This window comes from Rhodococcus sp. GXMU-t2271, from assembly GCF_041414735.1.
Taxonomy (GTDB): Bacteria; Actinomycetota; Actinomycetes; order Mycobacteriales; family Mycobacteriaceae; genus Rhodococcus; species Rhodococcus indonesiensis.
Map to the genome: position 1 here is coordinate 134,701 of NZ_JAUIZP010000016.1, position 18,380 is coordinate 153,080.

The 18,380-nt window shown below is 68.0% G+C and carries 23 protein-coding genes; 20 read left to right on the forward strand and 3 right to left on the reverse strand.

Features of this window, described 5'->3' with window-relative positions; all coding sequences use genetic code 11:
• Positions 1–99: 99 nt before the first annotated feature.
• Positions 100–840 carry an IclR family transcriptional regulator gene (locus tag QYS60_RS06125; protein WP_119700171.1) on the reverse strand — a complete coding sequence of 247 codons (741 nt, stop codon included), beginning with the start codon at positions 838–840 and terminating at the stop codon, positions 100–102.
• Positions 841–921: 81 nt separating this feature from the next.
• Here QYS60_RS06125 and QYS60_RS06130 point away from each other — a divergent pair, with 81 nt between their 5' ends.
• The 9 genes from QYS60_RS06130 to QYS60_RS06170 all read left to right on the forward strand — a co-directional run bounded on the left by QYS60_RS06130 (position 922) and on the right by QYS60_RS06170 (position 5,941).
• Positions 922–1,542 (forward strand): AIM24 family protein, encoded by a 621-nt coding sequence (locus QYS60_RS06130; RefSeq protein ID WP_003938727.1) that lies wholly within the window; start codon positions 922–924, stop codon positions 1,540–1,542.
• Between the two features lie 8 nt (positions 1,543–1,550).
• Entirely contained in the window at positions 1,551–2,252 is a 702-nt protein-coding gene (locus tag QYS60_RS06135; protein WP_371382667.1) for an AIM24 family protein, read from the forward strand.
• Positions 2,201–3,004, forward strand: a complete 804-nt coding sequence (locus QYS60_RS06140; RefSeq protein WP_371382668.1) for an AIM24 family protein — start codon at positions 2,201–2,203, stop codon at positions 3,002–3,004. Before QYS60_RS06135 ends, QYS60_RS06140 begins: the two co-directional genes overlap by 52 nt.
• 135 nt (positions 3,005–3,139) lie before the next feature.
• Positions 3,140–3,337 (forward strand): bacterioferritin-associated ferredoxin, encoded by a 198-nt coding sequence (locus QYS60_RS06145; protein WP_003938724.1) that lies wholly within the window; start codon positions 3,140–3,142, stop codon positions 3,335–3,337.
• A gap of 46 nt (positions 3,338–3,383) precedes the next feature.
• Positions 3,384–3,860, forward strand: a complete 477-nt coding sequence (bfr, locus tag QYS60_RS06150) for a bacterioferritin (protein ID WP_003938723.1) — start codon at positions 3,384–3,386, stop codon at positions 3,858–3,860.
• Positions 3,857–4,321: a carboxymuconolactone decarboxylase family protein gene (locus tag QYS60_RS06155; RefSeq protein WP_371382669.1), complete on the forward strand. Its 465-nt coding sequence runs from the start codon at positions 3,857–3,859 to the stop codon at positions 4,319–4,321. Before bfr ends, QYS60_RS06155 begins: the two co-directional genes overlap by 4 nt.
• 44 nt (positions 4,322–4,365) lie before the next feature.
• Positions 4,366–4,827 carry a MarR family winged helix-turn-helix transcriptional regulator gene (locus QYS60_RS06160; protein ID WP_054373541.1) on the forward strand — a complete coding sequence of 154 codons (462 nt, stop codon included), beginning with the start codon at positions 4,366–4,368 and terminating at the stop codon, positions 4,825–4,827.
• 17 nt (positions 4,828–4,844) lie between these two features.
• On the forward strand, positions 4,845–5,135 hold the full coding sequence (locus tag QYS60_RS06165) for a GNAT family N-acetyltransferase (protein WP_003938720.1): 291 nt from the start codon (positions 4,845–4,847) through the stop codon (positions 5,133–5,135).
• Positions 5,136–5,158: 23 nt separating this feature from the next.
• On the forward strand, positions 5,159–5,941 hold the full coding sequence (locus tag QYS60_RS06170) for a putative protein N(5)-glutamine methyltransferase (RefSeq protein ID WP_371382671.1): 783 nt from the start codon (positions 5,159–5,161) through the stop codon (positions 5,939–5,941).
• Between the two features lie 99 nt (positions 5,942–6,040).
• Here the strand turns inward: QYS60_RS06170 and QYS60_RS06175 are convergent, their stop codons facing one another.
• On the reverse strand, positions 6,041–6,562 hold the full coding sequence (locus tag QYS60_RS06175; RefSeq protein WP_371382672.1) for a CGNR zinc finger domain-containing protein: 522 nt from the start codon (positions 6,560–6,562) through the stop codon (positions 6,041–6,043).
• A 26-nt stretch (positions 6,563–6,588) separates the two neighbouring features.
• Between QYS60_RS06175 and QYS60_RS06180 the strand changes: the two genes are divergently transcribed.
• From QYS60_RS06180 to QYS60_RS06220, 9 genes are all read left to right on the forward strand, one after another.
• The gene (locus QYS60_RS06180; protein ID WP_191902546.1) at positions 6,589–6,759 is read left to right on the forward strand and encodes a hypothetical protein; all 171 of its coding nucleotides are present in this window, start codon (positions 6,589–6,591) and stop codon (positions 6,757–6,759) included.
• A gap of 32 nt (positions 6,760–6,791) precedes the next feature.
• Complete coding sequence (locus tag QYS60_RS06185) at positions 6,792–7,313, forward strand: DUF1992 domain-containing protein (RefSeq protein WP_371382673.1); 522 nt, start codon at positions 6,792–6,794, stop codon at positions 7,311–7,313.
• A gap of 233 nt (positions 7,314–7,546) precedes the next feature.
• Positions 7,547–8,455, forward strand: coding sequence for a polyphosphate polymerase domain-containing protein (locus tag QYS60_RS06190; RefSeq protein WP_371382674.1), 909 nt, complete (start codon positions 7,547–7,549; stop codon positions 8,453–8,455).
• A gap of 42 nt (positions 8,456–8,497) precedes the next feature.
• Positions 8,498–9,175, forward strand: a complete 678-nt coding sequence (locus QYS60_RS06195; protein WP_371382675.1) for a DUF4956 domain-containing protein — start codon at positions 8,498–8,500, stop codon at positions 9,173–9,175.
• 95 nt (positions 9,176–9,270) lie between these two features.
• The gene (locus tag QYS60_RS06200) at positions 9,271–10,716 is read left to right on the forward strand and encodes a CotH kinase family protein (protein ID WP_371382688.1); all 1,446 of its coding nucleotides are present in this window, start codon (positions 9,271–9,273) and stop codon (positions 10,714–10,716) included.
• A 267-nt stretch (positions 10,717–10,983) separates the two neighbouring features.
• Positions 10,984–11,565 carry an AAA family ATPase gene (locus tag QYS60_RS06205; RefSeq protein ID WP_308072114.1) on the forward strand — a complete coding sequence of 194 codons (582 nt, stop codon included), beginning with the start codon at positions 10,984–10,986 and terminating at the stop codon, positions 11,563–11,565.
• A 167-nt stretch (positions 11,566–11,732) separates the two neighbouring features.
• Positions 11,733–12,209 (forward strand): sigma-70 family RNA polymerase sigma factor, encoded by a 477-nt coding sequence (locus tag QYS60_RS06210; RefSeq protein WP_308072115.1) that lies wholly within the window; start codon positions 11,733–11,735, stop codon positions 12,207–12,209.
• Between the two features lie 270 nt (positions 12,210–12,479).
• A complete protein-coding gene (locus tag QYS60_RS06215) occupies positions 12,480–13,145 on the forward strand; it encodes a GAP family protein (RefSeq protein WP_371382676.1) in 666 nt (221 codons plus the stop codon).
• Positions 13,146–13,494: 349 nt separating this feature from the next.
• A complete protein-coding gene (locus QYS60_RS06220; RefSeq protein ID WP_289379846.1) occupies positions 13,495–14,925 on the forward strand; it encodes an amino acid permease in 1,431 nt (476 codons plus the stop codon).
• A gap of 64 nt (positions 14,926–14,989) precedes the next feature.
• Here QYS60_RS06220 and QYS60_RS06225 read toward each other — a convergent pair whose 3' ends face one another.
• A complete protein-coding gene (locus QYS60_RS06225; RefSeq protein WP_289379845.1) occupies positions 14,990–16,459 on the reverse strand; it encodes a PucR family transcriptional regulator in 1,470 nt (489 codons plus the stop codon).
• A gap of 128 nt (positions 16,460–16,587) precedes the next feature.
• Here QYS60_RS06225 and QYS60_RS06230 point away from each other — a divergent pair, with 128 nt between their 5' ends.
• Positions 16,588–17,997, forward strand: coding sequence for an FAD-binding oxidoreductase (locus QYS60_RS06230; protein ID WP_289379844.1), 1,410 nt, complete (start codon positions 16,588–16,590; stop codon positions 17,995–17,997).
• A gap of 31 nt (positions 17,998–18,028) precedes the next feature.
• The gene (locus QYS60_RS06235) at positions 18,029–18,376 is read left to right on the forward strand and encodes a cupin domain-containing protein (protein WP_289379842.1); all 348 of its coding nucleotides are present in this window, start codon (positions 18,029–18,031) and stop codon (positions 18,374–18,376) included.
• Positions 18,377–18,380 lie beyond the last annotated feature (4 nt).

Here is an 18,380-nt window from a genome sequence, read left to right on the forward strand (position 1 = left end):
AAGACTCCTCGGAAACGGGGACGATCGGTGATGCCCCTCACTGTCCGGGAGGAAGGACCACGTCGTCACCCCCCGCTTTCACTCACCGAAAGACGGCTTTCAGGTCAGCCTGCGGGAGATGCCGCTGGCGGCGGCCCGCATCGCCGGGATCAGCGGCGCGGCATCCGCCTCGACCGACACCACCACCGACACCGCGGCGACGACCCGGCCCGAGCGTTCCCGGATGGGCGCCGCCATCGCCATCGTGCCGACGTTCAGGTACTCACGGGCGATCACGACACCGGTCCGACGGATGTCGTCGAGCACCCGCCGCAGCCGGGACTCGTCGACGATCGTGGCGGGGGTGAACCGTTCGAGTCCGGCATCGAGCACCTCCTGCAGCAGCTCCGGCCCGCCGTGGGCGAGCAGCACCAACCCACCGCTCGACGCGTGCAGGGGCAGCCGGCCACCGGCCCGGCCGACGACGGGCACGGCACCGCGCGCCGAGAGCCGCTCCACGTACAGGGCCTCGAGCCCCTCGCGGACGACGAGTTGCACGTTCTCCCGCGTCGCGTCGAACAGGTCCTCGAGATAGGGCATCGCCACCTGGCGCAGACCGTGAGCCCGCGGCGCGAGGGCACCGAGTTCCCACACCCGCACCCCGATCTGGTAGCTGCCGTCCGCCCGGCGCTCGAGCGCTCCGGCGTCGACGAGCTGACCGCACAACCGGAACACCGTCGGCAGGGGCAGTCCGGTCCGGCGGCTCAGTTCCGACTGGGTCAGGCGCGGCCGCTCGGCGGTGAACGCGCCCAGCACTGCGAAGGCACGGCCGAGCAGGGACCGGTCGGGAGCATCGGGCACGCATACATTGTGGAGTGTCCGCGCCACCGGGCGCCGAGCCGGAAGGGCGAACCGGCGGCCGAGCGTCTATCGTCTTCCCGCATGCGACTGGTCGAGAAATCGAAACGGGTCATAGAGGCGCACCTGAACAACACCAGTGTCCGGGCACTGTCGGGGTCGATGGTGGCGTACGAGGGCCAGGTGCAGTTCAAGTCGGCCGGGTTCGGCGGGGGCGAGGGCGTGCTGGCCGGACTGCGCCAGCGGGCCACCGGGGAGGGTCTGTCGCTGATGGAGTGCAGCGGCAACGGCGTGGTCTATCTCGCCCACCAGGGGCAGGACGTCACGGTGCTCGAGTTGAACAACGAGACACTGCAGGTCGAATCGGAGCAACTGCTCGCCCTGAACGGAAACCTCGGCACGAACGTCACGTTCGCCGGGGTGCGCGGCAACATGAGCGGCCAGGGCCTGTTCACCACGACGGTAACCGGCAGCGGGCAGGTGGCGCTGCTCTCGGCCGGCGGTCCACTGATCCACCTCGAGGTCTCCCCGCAATATCCGCTCGTCGTCGACCCGGACGCGTTCGTGTGCGCGAAGGGACAGCTGAGCCAGTCGTTCGTCACCGACGTCTCGTGGCGCACGTTCGTCGGGCAGGGCAGCGGCGAGGCGTTCTCGCTGCGGTGGGACGGCATGGGCGTCGTGTCCATCCAGCCGGCGGAGCGGTGAGGGAGAGCATGTTCTCGAAGATCAACGGCAAGGTCGTCAAGGTCGATCTGAACCAGTCCGGTCCGGTCGTCGCCCGCCGCGGGGCGATGCTGTTCTATACGGGCATGGTGCAGTTCGCTCCGCATCAGGTGCCCGGCGCCGGCGGGATGCCGGGCATGGGCGGGATCGCCGGAATGGCGGGACGGATGATGCAAGGCGAGCACGAACGCACGATGCTCGCGCAGGGCAACGGCGTCGTCCACTACGGCTTCCGCGGCCTCGAGGTGCACGTGGTGGACCTGTCCGCCGGCGGTGAGCTGCGGGTGGAGGCGTCGCGGCTGCTCGGCTACACCGCGAGCCTGCAGAGTTCGGTGGTGTCGATGTCGGCGCCGCCGGCGGGCGGTGGCGGCGGGGGCGGCGGTTTCCTCGGCGCGCTGCGCAACGCCGCGACGGGCATGGTGACCGGCAGCGGCATGTTCACCACCCAGCTGTCGGGGCGCGGCACCGCGGTGCTGCTCGGGCACGGCGGCTTCCTCGAACTGCAGGTGGGCGGTCCGGCCCCGGTCGTCGTCGACCCGCAGTCGTTCATCGCCGCGTCCGGACCGGTGCGGACGGAACTGAAGTCCGCCATGAGCTGGCGCAACGCCGGCCGCAGCGGCGGCGAGGGTCTTCAGCTCGAATGCACCGGTCAGGGCATCGTCTACGTGCAAGCGTCCGAGGAGAAACTGTGAGCGTCGTCCTCAATCCCTCTCATCTCGTCGGCAGCGACAACCTGCCCGGCAATCACTACGCCTTCTGCATCGACCTGCAGAGCCCGTGGTTCCTGTCCAAGGGCGCGATGATCGCCTACTACGGGCAGGTGCAGTTCACCTCGCTCACGCACGGACTGCAGGGGCAGCTGCTGCAGATGGTCGCGCATCAGTTCTCGGCGCCGCTGTACATGGGTGACTACGTCGTCGCCGAGGGGTACGGGAAGCTGATCCTCGGCGACCGGGGCTACGACATCAACTCCTACGACCTCGACGACGGGAATCTGACCATCCGGGCCGCGAACCTGCTCGCGTTCGAGCCGGGATTGTCGCTGAACCAGTCGATCGTGCCGGGCTTTCTCACCCTGATCGGGACGGGTAAGTTCCTCGCCTCGTCGAACGGGCCGGTGATGTTCGCCGAGCCGCCCCTGCGGGTCGACCCCGAGGCGCTCGTCGGCTGGGCCGACTGCCCGTCACCGAGCCATCACTACGACGAGGCCTGGGTCAACGGCTTCGTGGCCGCCGGGGCGCGCATGTTCGGCGTGCAGTCCGGGGAGGAACGGCAGTTCGACTTCACGGGCGCCGGGACCGTGCTCATCCAGTCCAGCGAGAAGGTGATCGACGACAGCGCGGTCGTCCGGACGATCGAAGGGCAGCTGCCCGGTCTGACCCCCGGTGGTCTGCAGCGGATCAACCAGGTGGTGGCGTCGCAGCTGCAGTCCCAGCAGCACTGAGCCCGGGCGCCCTGGGTCGGGACTGGGCACTTGCCCGGGGCGCCCACCGCCGGACTGTGACTACCATCACAGGTAAGCCACACCTCAGTGAGGTAAGGTTTGGTGAACCTAAGTAGTACGTCCAGGAGGGCCTCGATGATCGTCTGCAGCTGCCACGCTCTCTCGCACCGGCACATCGAGGCCCACATCGCTGCCGGCGCGCGCTGCACACGCGAGATCGGGGCGGCCTGCCGCGCGGGCACCGACTGCGGACGCTGCGTCCGGAATATCTCGGCGATCGTTCGCGCATCCCGCGACCGGGATGAGAGGATCGAACTCGAGACCGCCGTCTAGACCCAATACCCGGCGGTCGATCCGCGTTCGGTCCCCGGGAGGCGCCATGAAGGGCGACAAGAAGGTCATCGAGTACCTCAACGAGCAGCTCACCGCCGAGCTCACGGCGATCAACCAGTACTTCCTGCACTCGAAGATGCAGGACAACAACGGTTGGACGAAGCTCGCCGCGCACACCCGCGCCGAATCCTTCGAGGAGATGCGGCACGCCGAAACCCTCACCGACCGGATCCTGTTCCTCGAGGGCCTGCCCAACTACCAGCGCCTGGGCACGCTGCGGCTCGGCGAGACGGTCAAGGAGATGTTCGAGGCCGACCTGCAGGTCGAGATCGAGGCCCGCGACCGGCTCCGCAAGGGCGCCGAGTACATGCGTTCGGTCCACGACATCACCTCGGCCCGCATCTTCGAGGAGATCCTCGCGAACGAGGAAGAGCACATCGACTACCTGGAAACCCAGTTGGGCCTGCTCGAGCAGCTCGGCGAACCCCTCTACATCTCTGTGCACGTCTCACCGCCGGAGTGAGCGACAAGCGCGTCGCGATCGACAAGCAGTCCCGCCCGGTGTACCGGGCGCAGATCGCGGTCGCCCAAGCGATACGCCAGGCCACGGCCGACGCCGGACTCGGGCGTCGGCTCGTGGAGCTGGTGAACATCCGCGTCTCCCAGATCAACGGCTGCGCCTACTGCCTGGACGTGCACGTCCGGGACGCCCTGCGCGAGGGCGAGACCACTCAGCGGCTGGCGGTGTTGCGGGCCTGGCGGGACACCGACCTGTTCAACGAGCAGGAGCAGGCCGCCCTCACCCTCGCCGAATCGATCACCGAGCTGCCCGACAGTCGTACCCAGGACCGGGACTACGCCTTCGCCCGCGCCCGCCTCACCGAGGACCAGCTCTCCGCGATCGCGTGGGTGGCCGTGGCGATGAACACGTTCAACCGGGTCTCCATCGTCAGCCGGCACCCGGTCCGTCCCCCGCAGGAGTGACGCCGAACTGATTTCCTGAGCAACCATCCGGTTATCCTCGACTGATGACGAAGACCCGGTGGCTCAGCGACGACGAGCAGCGCACCTGGCGCGCCTACCTCGACAGCACCCGTCTGCTGATGAATGCCCTGGACCGGCAGCTCACCCGGGACTCCGGCATGTCCCTCACCGACTACGAACTGCTGGTCGCGCTTTCGGAGGCCCCCGGCCGGCGGCTGCGCATGCGCGCGCTCGCCGACGCCGTCGTGACGACCCGCAGCGGCGTCACCCGCGCGATCAGCCGCCTCGTCGACGCCGGCTGGGTCCGGCGCGTCGAATGCGACGAGGACAAGCGCGGCACGCTGGCCGAACTCACCGACGCCGGCGCCACGAAGCTGGCCCAGGCCAGTCCCGGGCACGTCGAGGCCGTACGCTCCTACGTGTTCGACCTGCTCGGTCCCCAGGACGTGACCCGCTTCGGGGACACGTACACCGCGATGCGCACGCACCTGCTCGAGAACACCTGAACAGCCGGAGGAATGCCATGAGCGAACCGTCCGTCGTTGCCGTCCACAATCCGCAGCAACAGCGTTACGAACTGCGCGACGGCGACAACGTCGTCGGCTACACCCAGTACCACCCCGACGGCGACGTCCAGCTCGTGTTCGACCACACCGAGGTCGACAACGCCTACTCGGGCCGGGGCCTGTCGAGCACACTCGTGCGATTCGCGCTCGACGACGTCCGCGCCCGCGGGAAGCGCGTCGTGGCGATCTGCCCGTTCGTCGACGGCTTCATCGACAAGCATCCCGAATACAAGGATCTCGCCGACTGAGACCCGACGCCGGGCACCACCGCATGCCGCCCCCGCCGGACGTCACCGCCGTCGCCGCCACCCTGCGACGCGCGGGGTGCGTGTTCGCGGAGGACGAGGCCCGGCTGCTGATCGACGCCGCCCGGACGCCCGGCGACCTCGCCGACTCGGTTCGCCGGCGTGCGGCCGGCGAACCGCTCGAACACGTTCTCGGCTGGACCGAGTTCCGCGGCCTGCGCATCCACGTGGCCCCCGGGGTCTTCGTCCCGCGCCGGCGCAGCGAGTTCCTCGTCGACCGCGCCGTCGCGCTCGCCGTGCCCGGCGCCGTCGTCGTCGACCTGTGCTGCGGGTCCGGGGCGCTCGGCGCCGCCGTGACGGCGGCCGTCGCCGAGGTGGAACTGCATGCGGCGGATCTCGATCCGGCGGCGGTGCAGTGCGCGCGCCGCAATCTCGCCGCGCTCGGCGGTCACGTGTACGAGGGCGACCTCTACGGCCCGCTGCCCGCGGGGCTGCGCGGGCGCGTCCACCTTCTGCTCGCGAACGTGCCGTACGTCCCGACGTCGGACCTGGCGCTACTGCCCGCCGACGCCCGGGAGCACGAAGCCCGCATCGCACTCGACGGGGGCGCCGACGGACTCGACGTGCTGCGCAGGGTGGCGGCCGCGGCCGGGCGATGGCTCGCACCGGGCGGGCATCTGCTGGTCGAGTCGAGCGAGCAGCAGGCCGACGGGATCGCCGCGTGCTTCGACCGCAGCGGGCTGGCCCCTCAGGTGGTACACAGCGACGACGACTTCGCGACCGTCGTCGTCGGCACCGCGCCGCGCTGAGCCCGGCTCACCCGGCGCGCACGGCGCGGGTCAGACGGCGCGCACGGCGCGGTTCAGACGGCGCGCACGGCGCGGTTCAGACGGCGCGCACGGCGCGGGTCAGACGGCGCGCACGGCGCGGTGCCGGCGCACGGCGTCGCGGTTCGCGCACCGCGGCGAACAGTACCGCTGCCGCCCGTTCCGGGAGGTGTCCGCGTAGACGTCGTCGCACTCGTCGAGGGCGCAGCGGCCGAGTCGGTGCATGCCCCGGCCCACCAGGTGCAGAGCCGTACCGACAGAGATCAGCGCCTCGAGCACCCCGGCGAGCGAATGCTGATCGTCCCGGTAGTGCAGGTGCCAACCGTCGCCCGCGTGATTCGTCATACGCGGATACGCCGAAGCGGCGGCCAGCATCTCGTTGACGAGCGCAGCACGCTCGGCGTCACCGGTCGCGTCGACGACGCCACACCATCGCACGAGCATCGCCTCGACGTCGCGCAGGTCGCCGGCACCGACGGAAAAGTCGATCACCAGGCCCGCTTCGAGGCAGCGGCGCACCAGCGCGTCGACGGTCGCGGGTGGGTCGTTCACCAGATCCGCGGCGAGGCGCACGGCGTACTCGCCGTAAGGGTTGAGATGCACAATGTCATTACATCACGCTGGGTGGCATGCAGACATCCCACAGCCACCACTGGACCGAGGTCTCCCGCCACCCGACGAGCGAAGGCATCGTGCGATACCAGCGCTGCGCGTGCGGCCGCTGGCGCCTGCTCTCGACGCTCTCTGTCCCCGACCCGATCGGCGTGTCCGCAACGGTCCCGGTGACCCGCCGAGCGTGAAACCCGGCGCCTCGCGGAGGACAATCGCCTCCATGACCGAGCGCAAGCGGCCGGACATCACCTTCGAGTCGTGGATCGAACGCCAGATCCGCGTCGCGCAGGAGCGGGGCGACTTCGACAACCTGCGCGGAGCGGGCAAGCCGATTCCGCACCGCAGCGACGACGAGCTGTGGTGGGTCAAGGACTACCTGCGCCGGGAAGGACTGTCGACCGAGGCCCTGCTGCCACCCCCGCTGCAGCTGCGCAGGGAGGTCGAGCGGCTGCGCGACACCGTGCGCGACGTGCCCACCGAGCCGGCGGTGCGGCAGATCGTCCGGGAGCTGAACCGGCGAATCGTGGACTGCCTGCGCGCACCGAGCGGTCCCCTGGTTCCCATCCACCGGGTCGACCCGGAGGAGGTGGTCCGGCAGTGGGCCACAGATCGGGCGGAGCTGCGGTCGCAACGGGCCGAGCGGGCTGCGGCGGCGGCCGCAGCGCTGCGTGAGTACACCGCCGAGCCGCCGCGTCGACGCTGGTGGCACCGCGTCCTGGGGATCCGGCCCGCCGGAACCTGACGACGCGCGGGACGGCCTTCGTCGGTGCCGCACGGCCGCGCACTTCGCAGCCGTACGCGACAGCGGTCGTCGGTGCGTTCGTCGATTCGTGTCGCGGGTACGAGTCCCGATCCCGGCACGTTGCCAGCAGACTGCCAGGAACGTCCCAAGATCCCTCGAGAGTCACCGGCTGTACTGGTCTCGTTCGCATCGCGTTCACCGCAGCGCAGTTCTTCGACGAGAGGCCGGGTTCCATGGGAATGTTCGACCGATTCCGCACGTCCACCCCGCAGGACATGCCCCCGACTGACGCCGTTCCCACCGCACCGACGGGCTACCGGCAGACCGCCGGTAGCCTGCATGCCTTCAACCGCTACGAGATCAAGTACTTCGTCGACGAACTGAAGGTTCCCGACCTGCGCCGGGAACTCACGGCACGGATGGACACCGATCCGTATTCTCCCCACGGCGGGTACCCGGTCACCTCGCTCTACTACGACACGCCGGACCTGCGGTTCTACTGGGAGAAGATCGAGGGCCTGAGATTCCGGCGAAAACTGCGGATGCGTCTGTACGGCAACCCTTCCGAATGCACCCACGACACGCCGGTGCACATCGAGATCAAGCAGCGCGTCAACCGGGTCACCCAGAAGCGGCGCATCGCGATGCCGTACGGGACGGCGCAGCGCTGGCTCGACGGACGGCAGGAGGTCGGCTGTGATCCCCCGCAGCGTCCATTCGTCCACGAGGTGACGACGTTGATCGGCAATCTCGACCTGCGACCGATCGTGACCACGGGATATCTGCGGGAGGCGTTCGTCGGCCGCGAGGCCGACCTCGGCCTCCGAGTGACGATCGACCACAAGGTGCACGGCCGCGACCGCGATTTCGGCTTCGCGTCGGGAGCGCAGAACCGGTTCGTCGTGCCGCCGAAACTCGCGATCGTCGAACTCAAGGCCAACGAACGCGTTCCGTACTGGGCGACCGATCTCACTGCCCGCATGGACATGTCGGTCGTCCGCGTCTCGAAGTACTGCCAGTCCGTCGAGGCGTTCGGTCTCGCGCCCCGCTCACGGTTCGGCGCTCCCGAACTCGTTCTGCCGCAAGGCTTCGACGGCCGTGTGCCGACCGGCCTCCTCGAAACCACGACGACGGTGCCCTGACCTGCCGCCCTGTTCCCGTCCCTACACCGAACCAGGACTCTCATGAATTTCGACCTGCAAGACCTCAGCGGGACGTTCACCACGTTCGACATCATCGTGTCGCTGTCACTGTCGTTCGTCCTCGCCTCGATCATCGGCTGGGTCTACCGGCACACCCACAAGAACGTCTCCTACAGCCAGTCCTACGTGCAGACCCTGGTACTGGTCGGCATGGTGATCGCGCTGATCATGCTGGTCGTCGGCTCCAACATCGCCCGCGCGTTCACACTCGTCGGCGCCCTGTCGGTGGTTCGGTTCCGCAACGCCATCAAGGAGACTCGCGATGTGGGCTTCATCTTCCTGGTGATGGCCGTCGGCATGACCACCGGCACCCGCTTCTACCTGCTGGCGATCGCCGCGACGATCGCGATCTGCCTGGTGCTGCTGATCATGAGCAAGTTCAACTGGTTCGAGCTCGACGTCCGGCGCCAGGTCGTCAAGGTGCAGGTACCGCCGGAGCAGCAGTACAGCGCGATGGTCGAAGACGAGCTCGTCCGGTACTGCACCGAGTTCGAGCTGGTCTCCACCGAATCCGTCCGCTCCGGGGCGCTGACCGAGTTGTACTACACCGCGCAGCTGAAGAAGGACGCGAAGCCGAACGAGCTGATCTCGGCCCTGAGCGCGGTCAACACCGGTCAGCGGGTGACGGTCCTGACCGGCTACGACCAGACGGACATCTGATGGGCGGGACGCCGACCGGCGGACAGCCGCCACCGCGACGACGGCTCCGGCACCGGATCCCGGTGTCGTTACGACAGCACTGGAAACTTCTGGCGGTGTTCGTCGCGTTCGTGACGATCCTGGCGACCGTGTTCGGGGCGACCGGCATCCGGCCGTACCTCACCGGCGACCCGACGATCATCGCCTCGGAGATCACCGACAACATCACCGGCACGGTGGACCTGTTCGACGCCTCTGTCCCGCACGAACTCTCGGTCGAGATCACCGACGCGGAGTACGACGAGATGATCACCGCCTTCCAGAGCACCGGCGAGAAGAAGTGGGTCACCGCCGACGTCACCCTCGACGGCACGCTGATCACCGACGTCTCGGTGCGATTGAAGGGCAACTCCACCCTGATGGGATTGCGCGGCACCGATACTCGCGTCGGCGGTCAGGGCGTCGCACCACCGGCGGGGCTGGAGCTGCCCGAAGGATTCGAGCCGCCGGCCACGGGCGGCATGTCGCAGGGGACCGCGGACGATCCGACGTCGCTGCCGCTGCTCGTCAGCTTCGACGAGAACGCCGACGGCCGCGCCTACCAGGGCATGACCGAGATCTCGGTGCGCCCCGGTTCGCCCGTGCTCAACGAGGCGATGGCCTTGTCGCTGACCGCGGAGACCGAGCAGCCGACACAGCGTTACGCGTACACGGTCTATTCGGTCAACGGCAGCGCCACCACCACGCGCCTGCTGCTCGAACATCCCGACGACACCTATGCGAACTCCCTGTTCGACTCCGAAGGCTATCTGTACAAGGCGGATGCGTCGTCGCGGTTCGAGTATGTCGGCGACGACCAGTCGGACTACGCCGACCAGTTCGAGCAGATCAACGCGGTCGGGACGGGGAACCTGCAGCCGATCGTCCGCTTCCTGGAGTGGCTGGATTCGGCGGGCGACGAGGAGTTCGACGCACACTTGTCGGAGTGGGTGGACGTGGACTCGTTCGCGCGGTACGTCGCCACACAGAATCTGCTCGTCAACGGCGACGACATGAGCGGGCCGGGCCAGAACTACTACCTCTGGTACGACCTCGGGACGGGCAGGCTCTCCGTCGTGTCGTGGGACCTGAACCTTGCCATGCAAGGTGACGCCACGACCGGCCCGCACGACACCGTCTCGATGGGCCCCGAAGCGAGGGGCGGCGCCGGGCAGGACGGCCGCGGTACCCCACCCGCCGGCGTCGGCGCGGTGGCTCAGCCGCGCGCGATGCCCTCGGACGCAGCCGCGCCCCCGGGAGATGGCCGGATGCAGTCCGGCAATGCGCTGAAGACACGGTTTCTCGGATCCGATGCCTTCACCGGCGTCTACGAGGACGCCTACCGGGAACTGTACGACCAGATGTACGGCAGCGGACGCGCCCTCGAGATGCTCGACACCCTCGTCGCGACCGTTCCGGTGAGCGACGGGCTCCCGGCCGATTCGCTCCGATCGAGTGCGGACTCGATGCGGTCCTGGATCGAGCAGCGCACCGCTGCGCTCGCGGAGCTGCGTGACAGTTGAGCTGCGTGACTGCTGAGCTGCGTGACTGCTGAGCTGCCTGACAGGGGACCGGCCGAGGCATGAGAGGCGGGCCGCGCGGTGCGGCCCGGTTTCACAGCCGGACCTCAGGAAGGTCTCAGCGGTGACCCAGTCCGTGCCGGCATTCTGGAGACGGCAGAATCGATCGCGAACCTGTTCGCGGGGAAAGGAATCGTCATAGCCGCTTCAGCTCCGACGGTCTCCCGCCTGGCACATCCGTCCGGGCGCGACACCGGTGCCGTCTTCCTGATGGTCGGTGGCATTCCCGGAGCGGGTAAGAGCACCCTGCTTCGCCGGATCGAGCACGACATCCCGGGTCTGACCGTTCTCGATCCGGAACGCCGTGCCGAAGGCCTCGCCGCCGCGCTTCCGCCGGCCCTGCCGTATCGCCGGTATCGGCCACTCGTCCATCTCATGCACACCCTCGACGTGATGCGCACTCTCCTGGCCGGACCGCACAGGAGCGAAGGGCCTGTGGCCGTTCACGACACCGCCACACGCAGCCGCCGACGCGACTGGACGGCTCGCCTGGCGCGGCGGCGAGGCTGGACGCCGGTGCTCGTCTTCCTCGACGTACCCCGCGATGTCGCGCAAGCCGGGCAGCACGCTCGCGGGCGCGTTGTGAACGAGTCGTCGTTCGCGCGGCACTGGCATCGATGGACCGTTCTGCGATCGCACCTCACCGACGAGGACGACGCCACGGCCGGGAGCCCGTGGGACCAGGTCGTCGTCACCACCCGCGACAATGCGAAGAGCCGAGTGTTCGACGTGCTGACACAGGACGAAACGGTCCCCTGCGGGCTCGGCGGCGGATCTCCGGTACCGCAGTGACATCGACACCCCGGTGACCGGTGTCTCCGACGCCTGCCGGGTTCGCCGCAGACGCAGTTCCCAGCAGATCCACGGCGCACTCCCATGGGCGCCGGGCGAACGTCCGGTTGTGTGGGTGCGTGGACGGACGCGATGCGTCATGTCACAGCAAGGAAAGGCACGACTCGATGACAGCTCCTGTGAACGACGGGCTTCCGTCCGACTCCCTACGATCGAGTGCGGACACGATGCGGCCCTGGATCGAGCAGCGCACCGCTGCGCTCGACCCCGGGAATCCTGATGCCGTGCGGTCGGATCCACGGAACGCAGCACCGGTCGGAGACGTTCCCGACGTACCGTGGGGACCGGAGGCTCCCGAAACCCACGCACGGCGCCACTACGAGCGGCGTCGCATCGATGCGCTGCTGGACGTCCTGACCGACAGGCAACGCGACATCCTGCATCTGCGGGTCGTCCACGGCATGTCGACGGCGGAAACCGCCGCCGTCCTGCACATCACGCCCGGCGCGGTCCGGCTCGGACAGCACCGCGCACTGTCTCGGCTGCGCGTCGCCCTGGCCCGGCCTGCGGATGAGCCGATCACCTGCCGAGGCACGGTGGTTCCGCTCGATGCCCGGCGCCGCGACGCGACCCGGCCTGCGTGACACCGGCCGTTCGGTGTGCGGTGCCGAGCGTGCACGTCCCGTCGGTGGCACGACCGGGGTGTACCGGACCGTATGTGTGCTTCATGTTCCCCAACGGGTGATTCGGACGCCTGGGACGGGCGGGGTGGCAGAGACAGGGGGACAAGATCCGCGTCGCGGAGGACTGGGTGTCGGCCCGGAGGAGACCGCGCGACCTTGTCCGTCTCCACCGGACGGGGATGCGACTACTCTTCGTCGGAGATCGATGATCGGCGATCCGAGGGGTGGCTCATGGCAGGTGCGATCGGGCAGTCCCTGCCGATTGCGGTCGGCCTGCTGCTGGCGGCGATGCCGATAGTGATGCTGTCGGTGCTCTTGGTCACCAAGCGGCCGCTGCGCGTCTCCTATGCCTTCGTCGGCGGCTGGTTCGCGGGTCTGCTCGTGGTGGGCGCCGTGGTCGTCGCGGTGGCGGATGTGATCATGCTGTCCGACGAGCCCACCTGGTGGGCCGCTGCTGCGAAACTCGTGCTGGGAGTCGTGCTGGTCTTCCTGGCCGTCCGGAAGTGGTACTCGCGGCCGCAGCCGGGAGAGGAATCCACCGTGCCCGGATGGATGGCGGCCGCGCAGACCATGACCGCTCGACGGGCTCTGGCTCTCGGGTTCCTGTTTGCGGCGGCGAATCCGAAGAACCTCGCCCTGGTCGCAGCCGGCGCGGTGGTGATCGCGGACGCGACTGCGCGCGTTCCCGAACAGATCGTGGCGCTGATCGTCTTCGCGGTCGTAGCCAGTCTGGGGGTGGCTGCCCCGCCCGTGGTGCGCGGCGTGTTCGCCGACCGTGCCGACCGGGCGCTCGCGGTCACCGACGAGTGGATGACCCGCCAACACACGGTGATCATGGCGGCGGTTCTTCTGATCCTCGGCCTGATCCTGATCGGCAACGGGGTCGCCGGGCTGTGAGTTTCCGAGGGTAGCGGCCTCCTGAGCTCGCTCCGAGTGAGGTGAGGCGCAGTCGCTGTCGCTGTCGACGCCGATCGGGGAGCCCTGGGGAGAAGCAACGCTCGTGAGTTCCGGCGGGATGGATAAGCATCGATCCGTCGGGCACCGAGGTGGTCCGCTCTCCGTCCGGTCGCCCCGGACTGCGGGTCGGCATGAGCCAGAGGTTCATAAATCTGTATGAGGACTGGGGTGCAGGTTGTCACAGCTGCGCATAGTGGTGCCGCGCCCACCGCAGCACAGTGATTGCAGTCACAAATTCGACCTGCCCGTGGTCTGAGCTGGATGCGGGCGCCTGCTGAAGGGAAATGCGATGGGCGCGGTTCCAAGCGCAAACCAACTCAAACCGGGACTGAAACAACGGCACCTGACGATGCTGTCCCTCGGCGGTGTCATCGGTGCCGGGTTGTTCGTCGGCTCGAGCGCGATCATCAGCCAGGCCGGGCCACTCGCGTTTGTCACCTACGGGCTGACTGGCCTGATCGTTCTGCTCGTCATGCGGATGCTCGGTGAAATGGCCGCTGCCAAACCCTGTTCCGGGTCGTTCACCGACTATGCGCGGATGGCCTGGGGCGAGTGGGCCGGCTTCTCCACGGGCTGGCTGTACTGGTACTTCTGGGTCATCGTGGTCGGCTTCGAAGCAGTGGTCGGCGGCCAGATGATCAACAAGTGGATCCCGTCGATCCCAGTGTGGGTGATCGCTCTCGCGCTGATGATCGTCATGACGGCCGTCAACCTGCTTTCGGTGGGGGCATTCGGTGAGGCGGAGTACTGGTTCGCCGGAATCAAGGTCGTCGCCATCATTGCGTTCATCACGGTGGCGACGTTGTTCGTACTCGGATTGTGGCCCGGAGCGAGCGTGGACTTCTCCAATTTCACCGAGCATGGCGGGTTGCTACCGAGTGGGCTGGCCACGTTGTTCGTCGGCGTGGTGGTGGTGATCTTCTCGATGACCGGTGTCGAGGTCGTCACCATCGCAGCCGCCGAGTCAGCCGAACCTGCCCGAGCGATCCGCAAAGCGGTCAACTCAGTCGTCTTCCGCATCCTCGCCTTCTTCGTGACCTCGACCTTCCTCATCGTGGTAATCGTGCCGTGGGATTCGATCGTGCCCGGCGAGTCGCCGTTCGTCGCAGCCTTGGATCGGATCGGCATTCCCGGGGCGGCCGATCTGCTCAATCTGGTGATCTTGGTGGCGGTGCTTTCGGTCCTCAACTCCGGGTTGTATACCTCGTCGCGGTTGCTGTTCGTCATGGGTGGGCGTGGCGACGCCCCGGCGTGGATGACCACGACCAACAAGCGCGGTGTTCCGGTCAAGGGCATCTTGTCGTGCACGGTTGTCGGCTACGGCTGTGTGGTGCTCGCGGCACTGTTTCCGGACACGGTGTTCCTGTTCCTGATCAACGCCTCGGGAGCGGTGTTCTTGTTCGTGTACTTAATGATCTGCATTTCCGAGCTTCGGTTGCGGCGGCGCTGGGAGAGGGAGGAACCGACCGTCCTGCAGTTCCGGATGTGGCTGTACCCGGTACTGCCGATCCTGGTCACCGTTGCGATCGTGGCGGTGCTGGTGAGCATGGGGCTGCGCGACGCCAACCGGATCGAGCTTGTGCAGGGCATTGCCGTGTGGGTTGCGCTGACTGTGATCTACCTGATCCGGAAGAAGACACGGAAGCCGGGAATGCGGTCCGAGTCGCTGCCGGACACCGAGGCTGGAGCCGGCATGCCGGTTCAGACCCTCAACTCCTGATACACGGCCGAGGAAACGCGCGTGTAGGGGGTGGGCGGATGCGCCCACCCCCTACACGCGCGGGTCAGTCGATCAGCTCATCGAGGTCCAGGCTGGCCCGCTCGGCGGCGGTGAGCGCTAGCCACAGCATCGCCGACCCTTCGGTCGATGTCGGTTTCAGGCCGGTGAGTTGTTCGACCCGGCGCAGCCGGTACACCAGCGTCTGCCGGTGGATGCTGAGTTCGTCGGCACTACGCTGCCAGGCGCCGTCGTGGCGGAGAAACACCCGAACCGAATTCACCAGGTCACTGTCGTTGTGCTTGTCGTGTGCGAGGAGCGGTCCGAGCGTCGCACGCACGAAACGGCGGGTTTCTTCCACGCTGCGAGGCAGGAACCCGCCGTCGTCGGTGTCCTCACCGTAGACCTGCACCGTGCGATGCTGCTCGTGGGCTCGCGCTACCGCCAGCTGCGCTTGCCGGGCGGCCTCGACCACGCTCGAATTGGCGCTCAGCTTGTCGCTGATGCCCACCGCGCAGCGCTGCGCCAGCTTCGTGCCGATCGCGGCCAGGAGGTCGAGGTCGCACGGCACGATCCCGATCAGCATTGCGGGGCGAGCCACCAGCAGTGGTGCGTACTGCTGCAGACTCACGTCCCGGTGGATCGACTCGTGCCGCAGCGGGCTGGCATCCGGGGTGCTCCAGCACGCCACGACGACAGCTCCCGTCATTCCCCGATGCCGAAGTTCGGGCCACACCGCGGCGACGGTGACGGTTTCGTCGAGCAACCCGAGCAATAGGTCAGCTCCGGAGGCCCGGAGCCGGTCCTTCTGAGCAGCCTCATGTTCGAGTTCGAGGGCGATCAGACCGCCGAGGTGCTGCAACAGAGGTCTGTCGTTGACCGGGGATTTGCCGGCCGCGGCAGACAGCACGATCTCCCGGGTTCCGGGTATGGGTATTTCAACCGCTTCGCCCTCTGCCGTAAGGGATGTCGCCTGACGGTGTCGGGCGAGCCGCCCGCTGACCAGCACCTCACCGGTGGCCTGATCCCGCACTTGCAGGGCCCAGCCGGTGGTGCCTTCCAGTGTAGAAATCCGGTCGGCGAATGTGCCCCGGGCGTGCAGGGCCTGCCAGTACACGTCGTACAGGCGCGTGATGGTGGCCAGGCGTTGCCGCTCGGACTCGACGGCGCTTTCGATCACCGTCCGGGCCAAGCAGACGAACTGCAGATCGAAGCCGGCGGAGAGCACCGGAAACCCGCGACGCTCGGCGACCTCGAGCAGCGCGGGCGTGATGTCCGGCGCGTCCGGCCGCGGTGCCACGACCAAGGCGCTGACCTGACTGTCGATCAGCTGCTCCATCCAGCGTGCCTGCTCGCGTTCGTCTTCGGGAAGCCCGGCCCCTGTGGTCATGACCAGATCCCCGGCCTCGAACCACAGCCACGGATCGGGCAGGTCGCACGCGTGGGCCCAGGTCACCAACCGGCCACCGCCATGGGCACCGGCCAGGTACTTCAACCCTAGGGAAGGGACGGCCACCAGTTGATCGACAGAAATCACGACGACTCACTCTCTCATACAAATGTACAGCCCTGTGGGGGATCTCTGTGAGTCCGGCGTATGTCCCGGAACACACGCCGCCTCCAGACTCGAAGCAACCCACAAATCAGCGAGCTGGAGGCATGTAGATGGTGCTCAGTAGTCCCCGAGCGGGGCACGAGGCGGCAGGTGTCGCAGAGGGTACACCCCTGTGGCAGGAGGACCGCCGCCACGACTCCCGCCGTCCTGCCCTGCCGGGCAACCTCACTGCCGATGTGGCCATCGTCGGCGCCGGTTTCACCGGACTGTGGACGGCCTACTACCTGCTGCAGGCCGATCCGTCGCTCAAAGTTGTTCTGCTCGAACGGGAGTACGCCGGATTCGGGGCGTCCGGCCGCAACGGGGGGTGGGCGTCGTCGATCTTCCCGGTCTCTCTCGCCCGTGTCGAACAGCTCTACTCCCACCGCGCCGCCCTCGACCTCCAGACGGCCATGAACGACACCGTCACCGAGATTGGGCACGTGGTCGAGGCGGAAGGGATCGACTGCGACTACGCCCGGGACGGCTTTGTCTCCCTCGCCCGCAGCGAGGCGCAACTCGCCCGGGCCCGCGCCACCGTCGACGGTGCCGAGAAGTTCGGGGTCCACGGCCAGTGGCGGTTTCTGGACGCCGACGAAGCGTGCGCAAAGATCAACGCCGACGGGGTGCGGGGGGCGATCTTCACCGAGCACTGTGCCCTGTTGCAACCGGACAAGCTGGTGGTCGGCTTGGCGGCCTGGGTCGAAGAGCACGGCGGGGTCATCTACGAGAACACCGCGGTCGACGAGATCGGCACCGGGGTGGTGCGGACCGCGCACGGCACGGTCACCGCCTCGGTGGTGGTACGCGCCACCGAGGCCTTCACCCCCGAGTTCGCCGCCTACCGCCGCAATGTCGCGCCGCTGTACTCGCTCGTAGTGGCGACCGCTCCGCTGCCCGACGAGCTGCGCGCCTCACTGCACCTCGACAGCCGCACAGCGTTCAACGACATGCGCAACCTGCGGATCTACGCCCACCCCACCAGTGACGGACGGCTGGTGTTCGGGGGCCGTGGCGCGCCGTATCACTTCGGTTCCAAGGTCGACTCGTCGTTCGACGTCGACCCGAAGATCCACGAGAAGATCGTCGCGACGATGCACGAGTTCTTCCCAGCGCTGCGCGATGTGCCCATCACCCACCGCTGGGGTGGCCCGCTCGGCGTGCCGCGGGACTGGTTCCCCTCGGTGGGCTACCGCCCCGCCGACAAACTCGCCTGGGCCGGCCCGTACGTCGGCGACGGCGTTGCGACCAGCAACCTCGCCGGCCGGATCCTGCGCAACCTCATCCTCGATGCACCCGACGACCTCAATGCCCTCCCGGTGGTCAACCACACCTCCCCCAAGTGGGAAGTCGAACCGCTGCGCTGGTTCGGCGTCAACGCCGGTTTGCGCGCCGCCGCCACCGCAGATCTCGAAGAACGCATCACCGGCAGACCGTCCAAGGTCTCGGCGCTGCTGGAAAAACTCACCGGCGCCCACTGACCGCCCCGCCATTCGACCAGGAAGAAGCGACATGTCCTCACTGATCCACGTTCCGAGCAGCCGCGTCACCGGCGAGTTGACCCCGGCCGGTCAGCGTCCGGGTGCCGACAGCGGCGACCCCCAGCTGAGCACACTGCCCCTCGACGGCGGCACCGACGCGCAGATCGGGATCTGGGAATGCCGCCCCGGTGGCTGGCCGGTGATCGACCGGCCCGACACCGAAAGCTGCTACATCATCTCCGGGCGCGCGACTCTGACCGACGAGGCGACCGGCACGAAAGTCGAGATCACCGCAGGTGACTTCGTGGTGCTTCCTCCGGGGTGGTCGGGGCGCTGGGACGTCACCGAAACCGTCCGCAAGGCCTACGCCATCTTCTGATTGC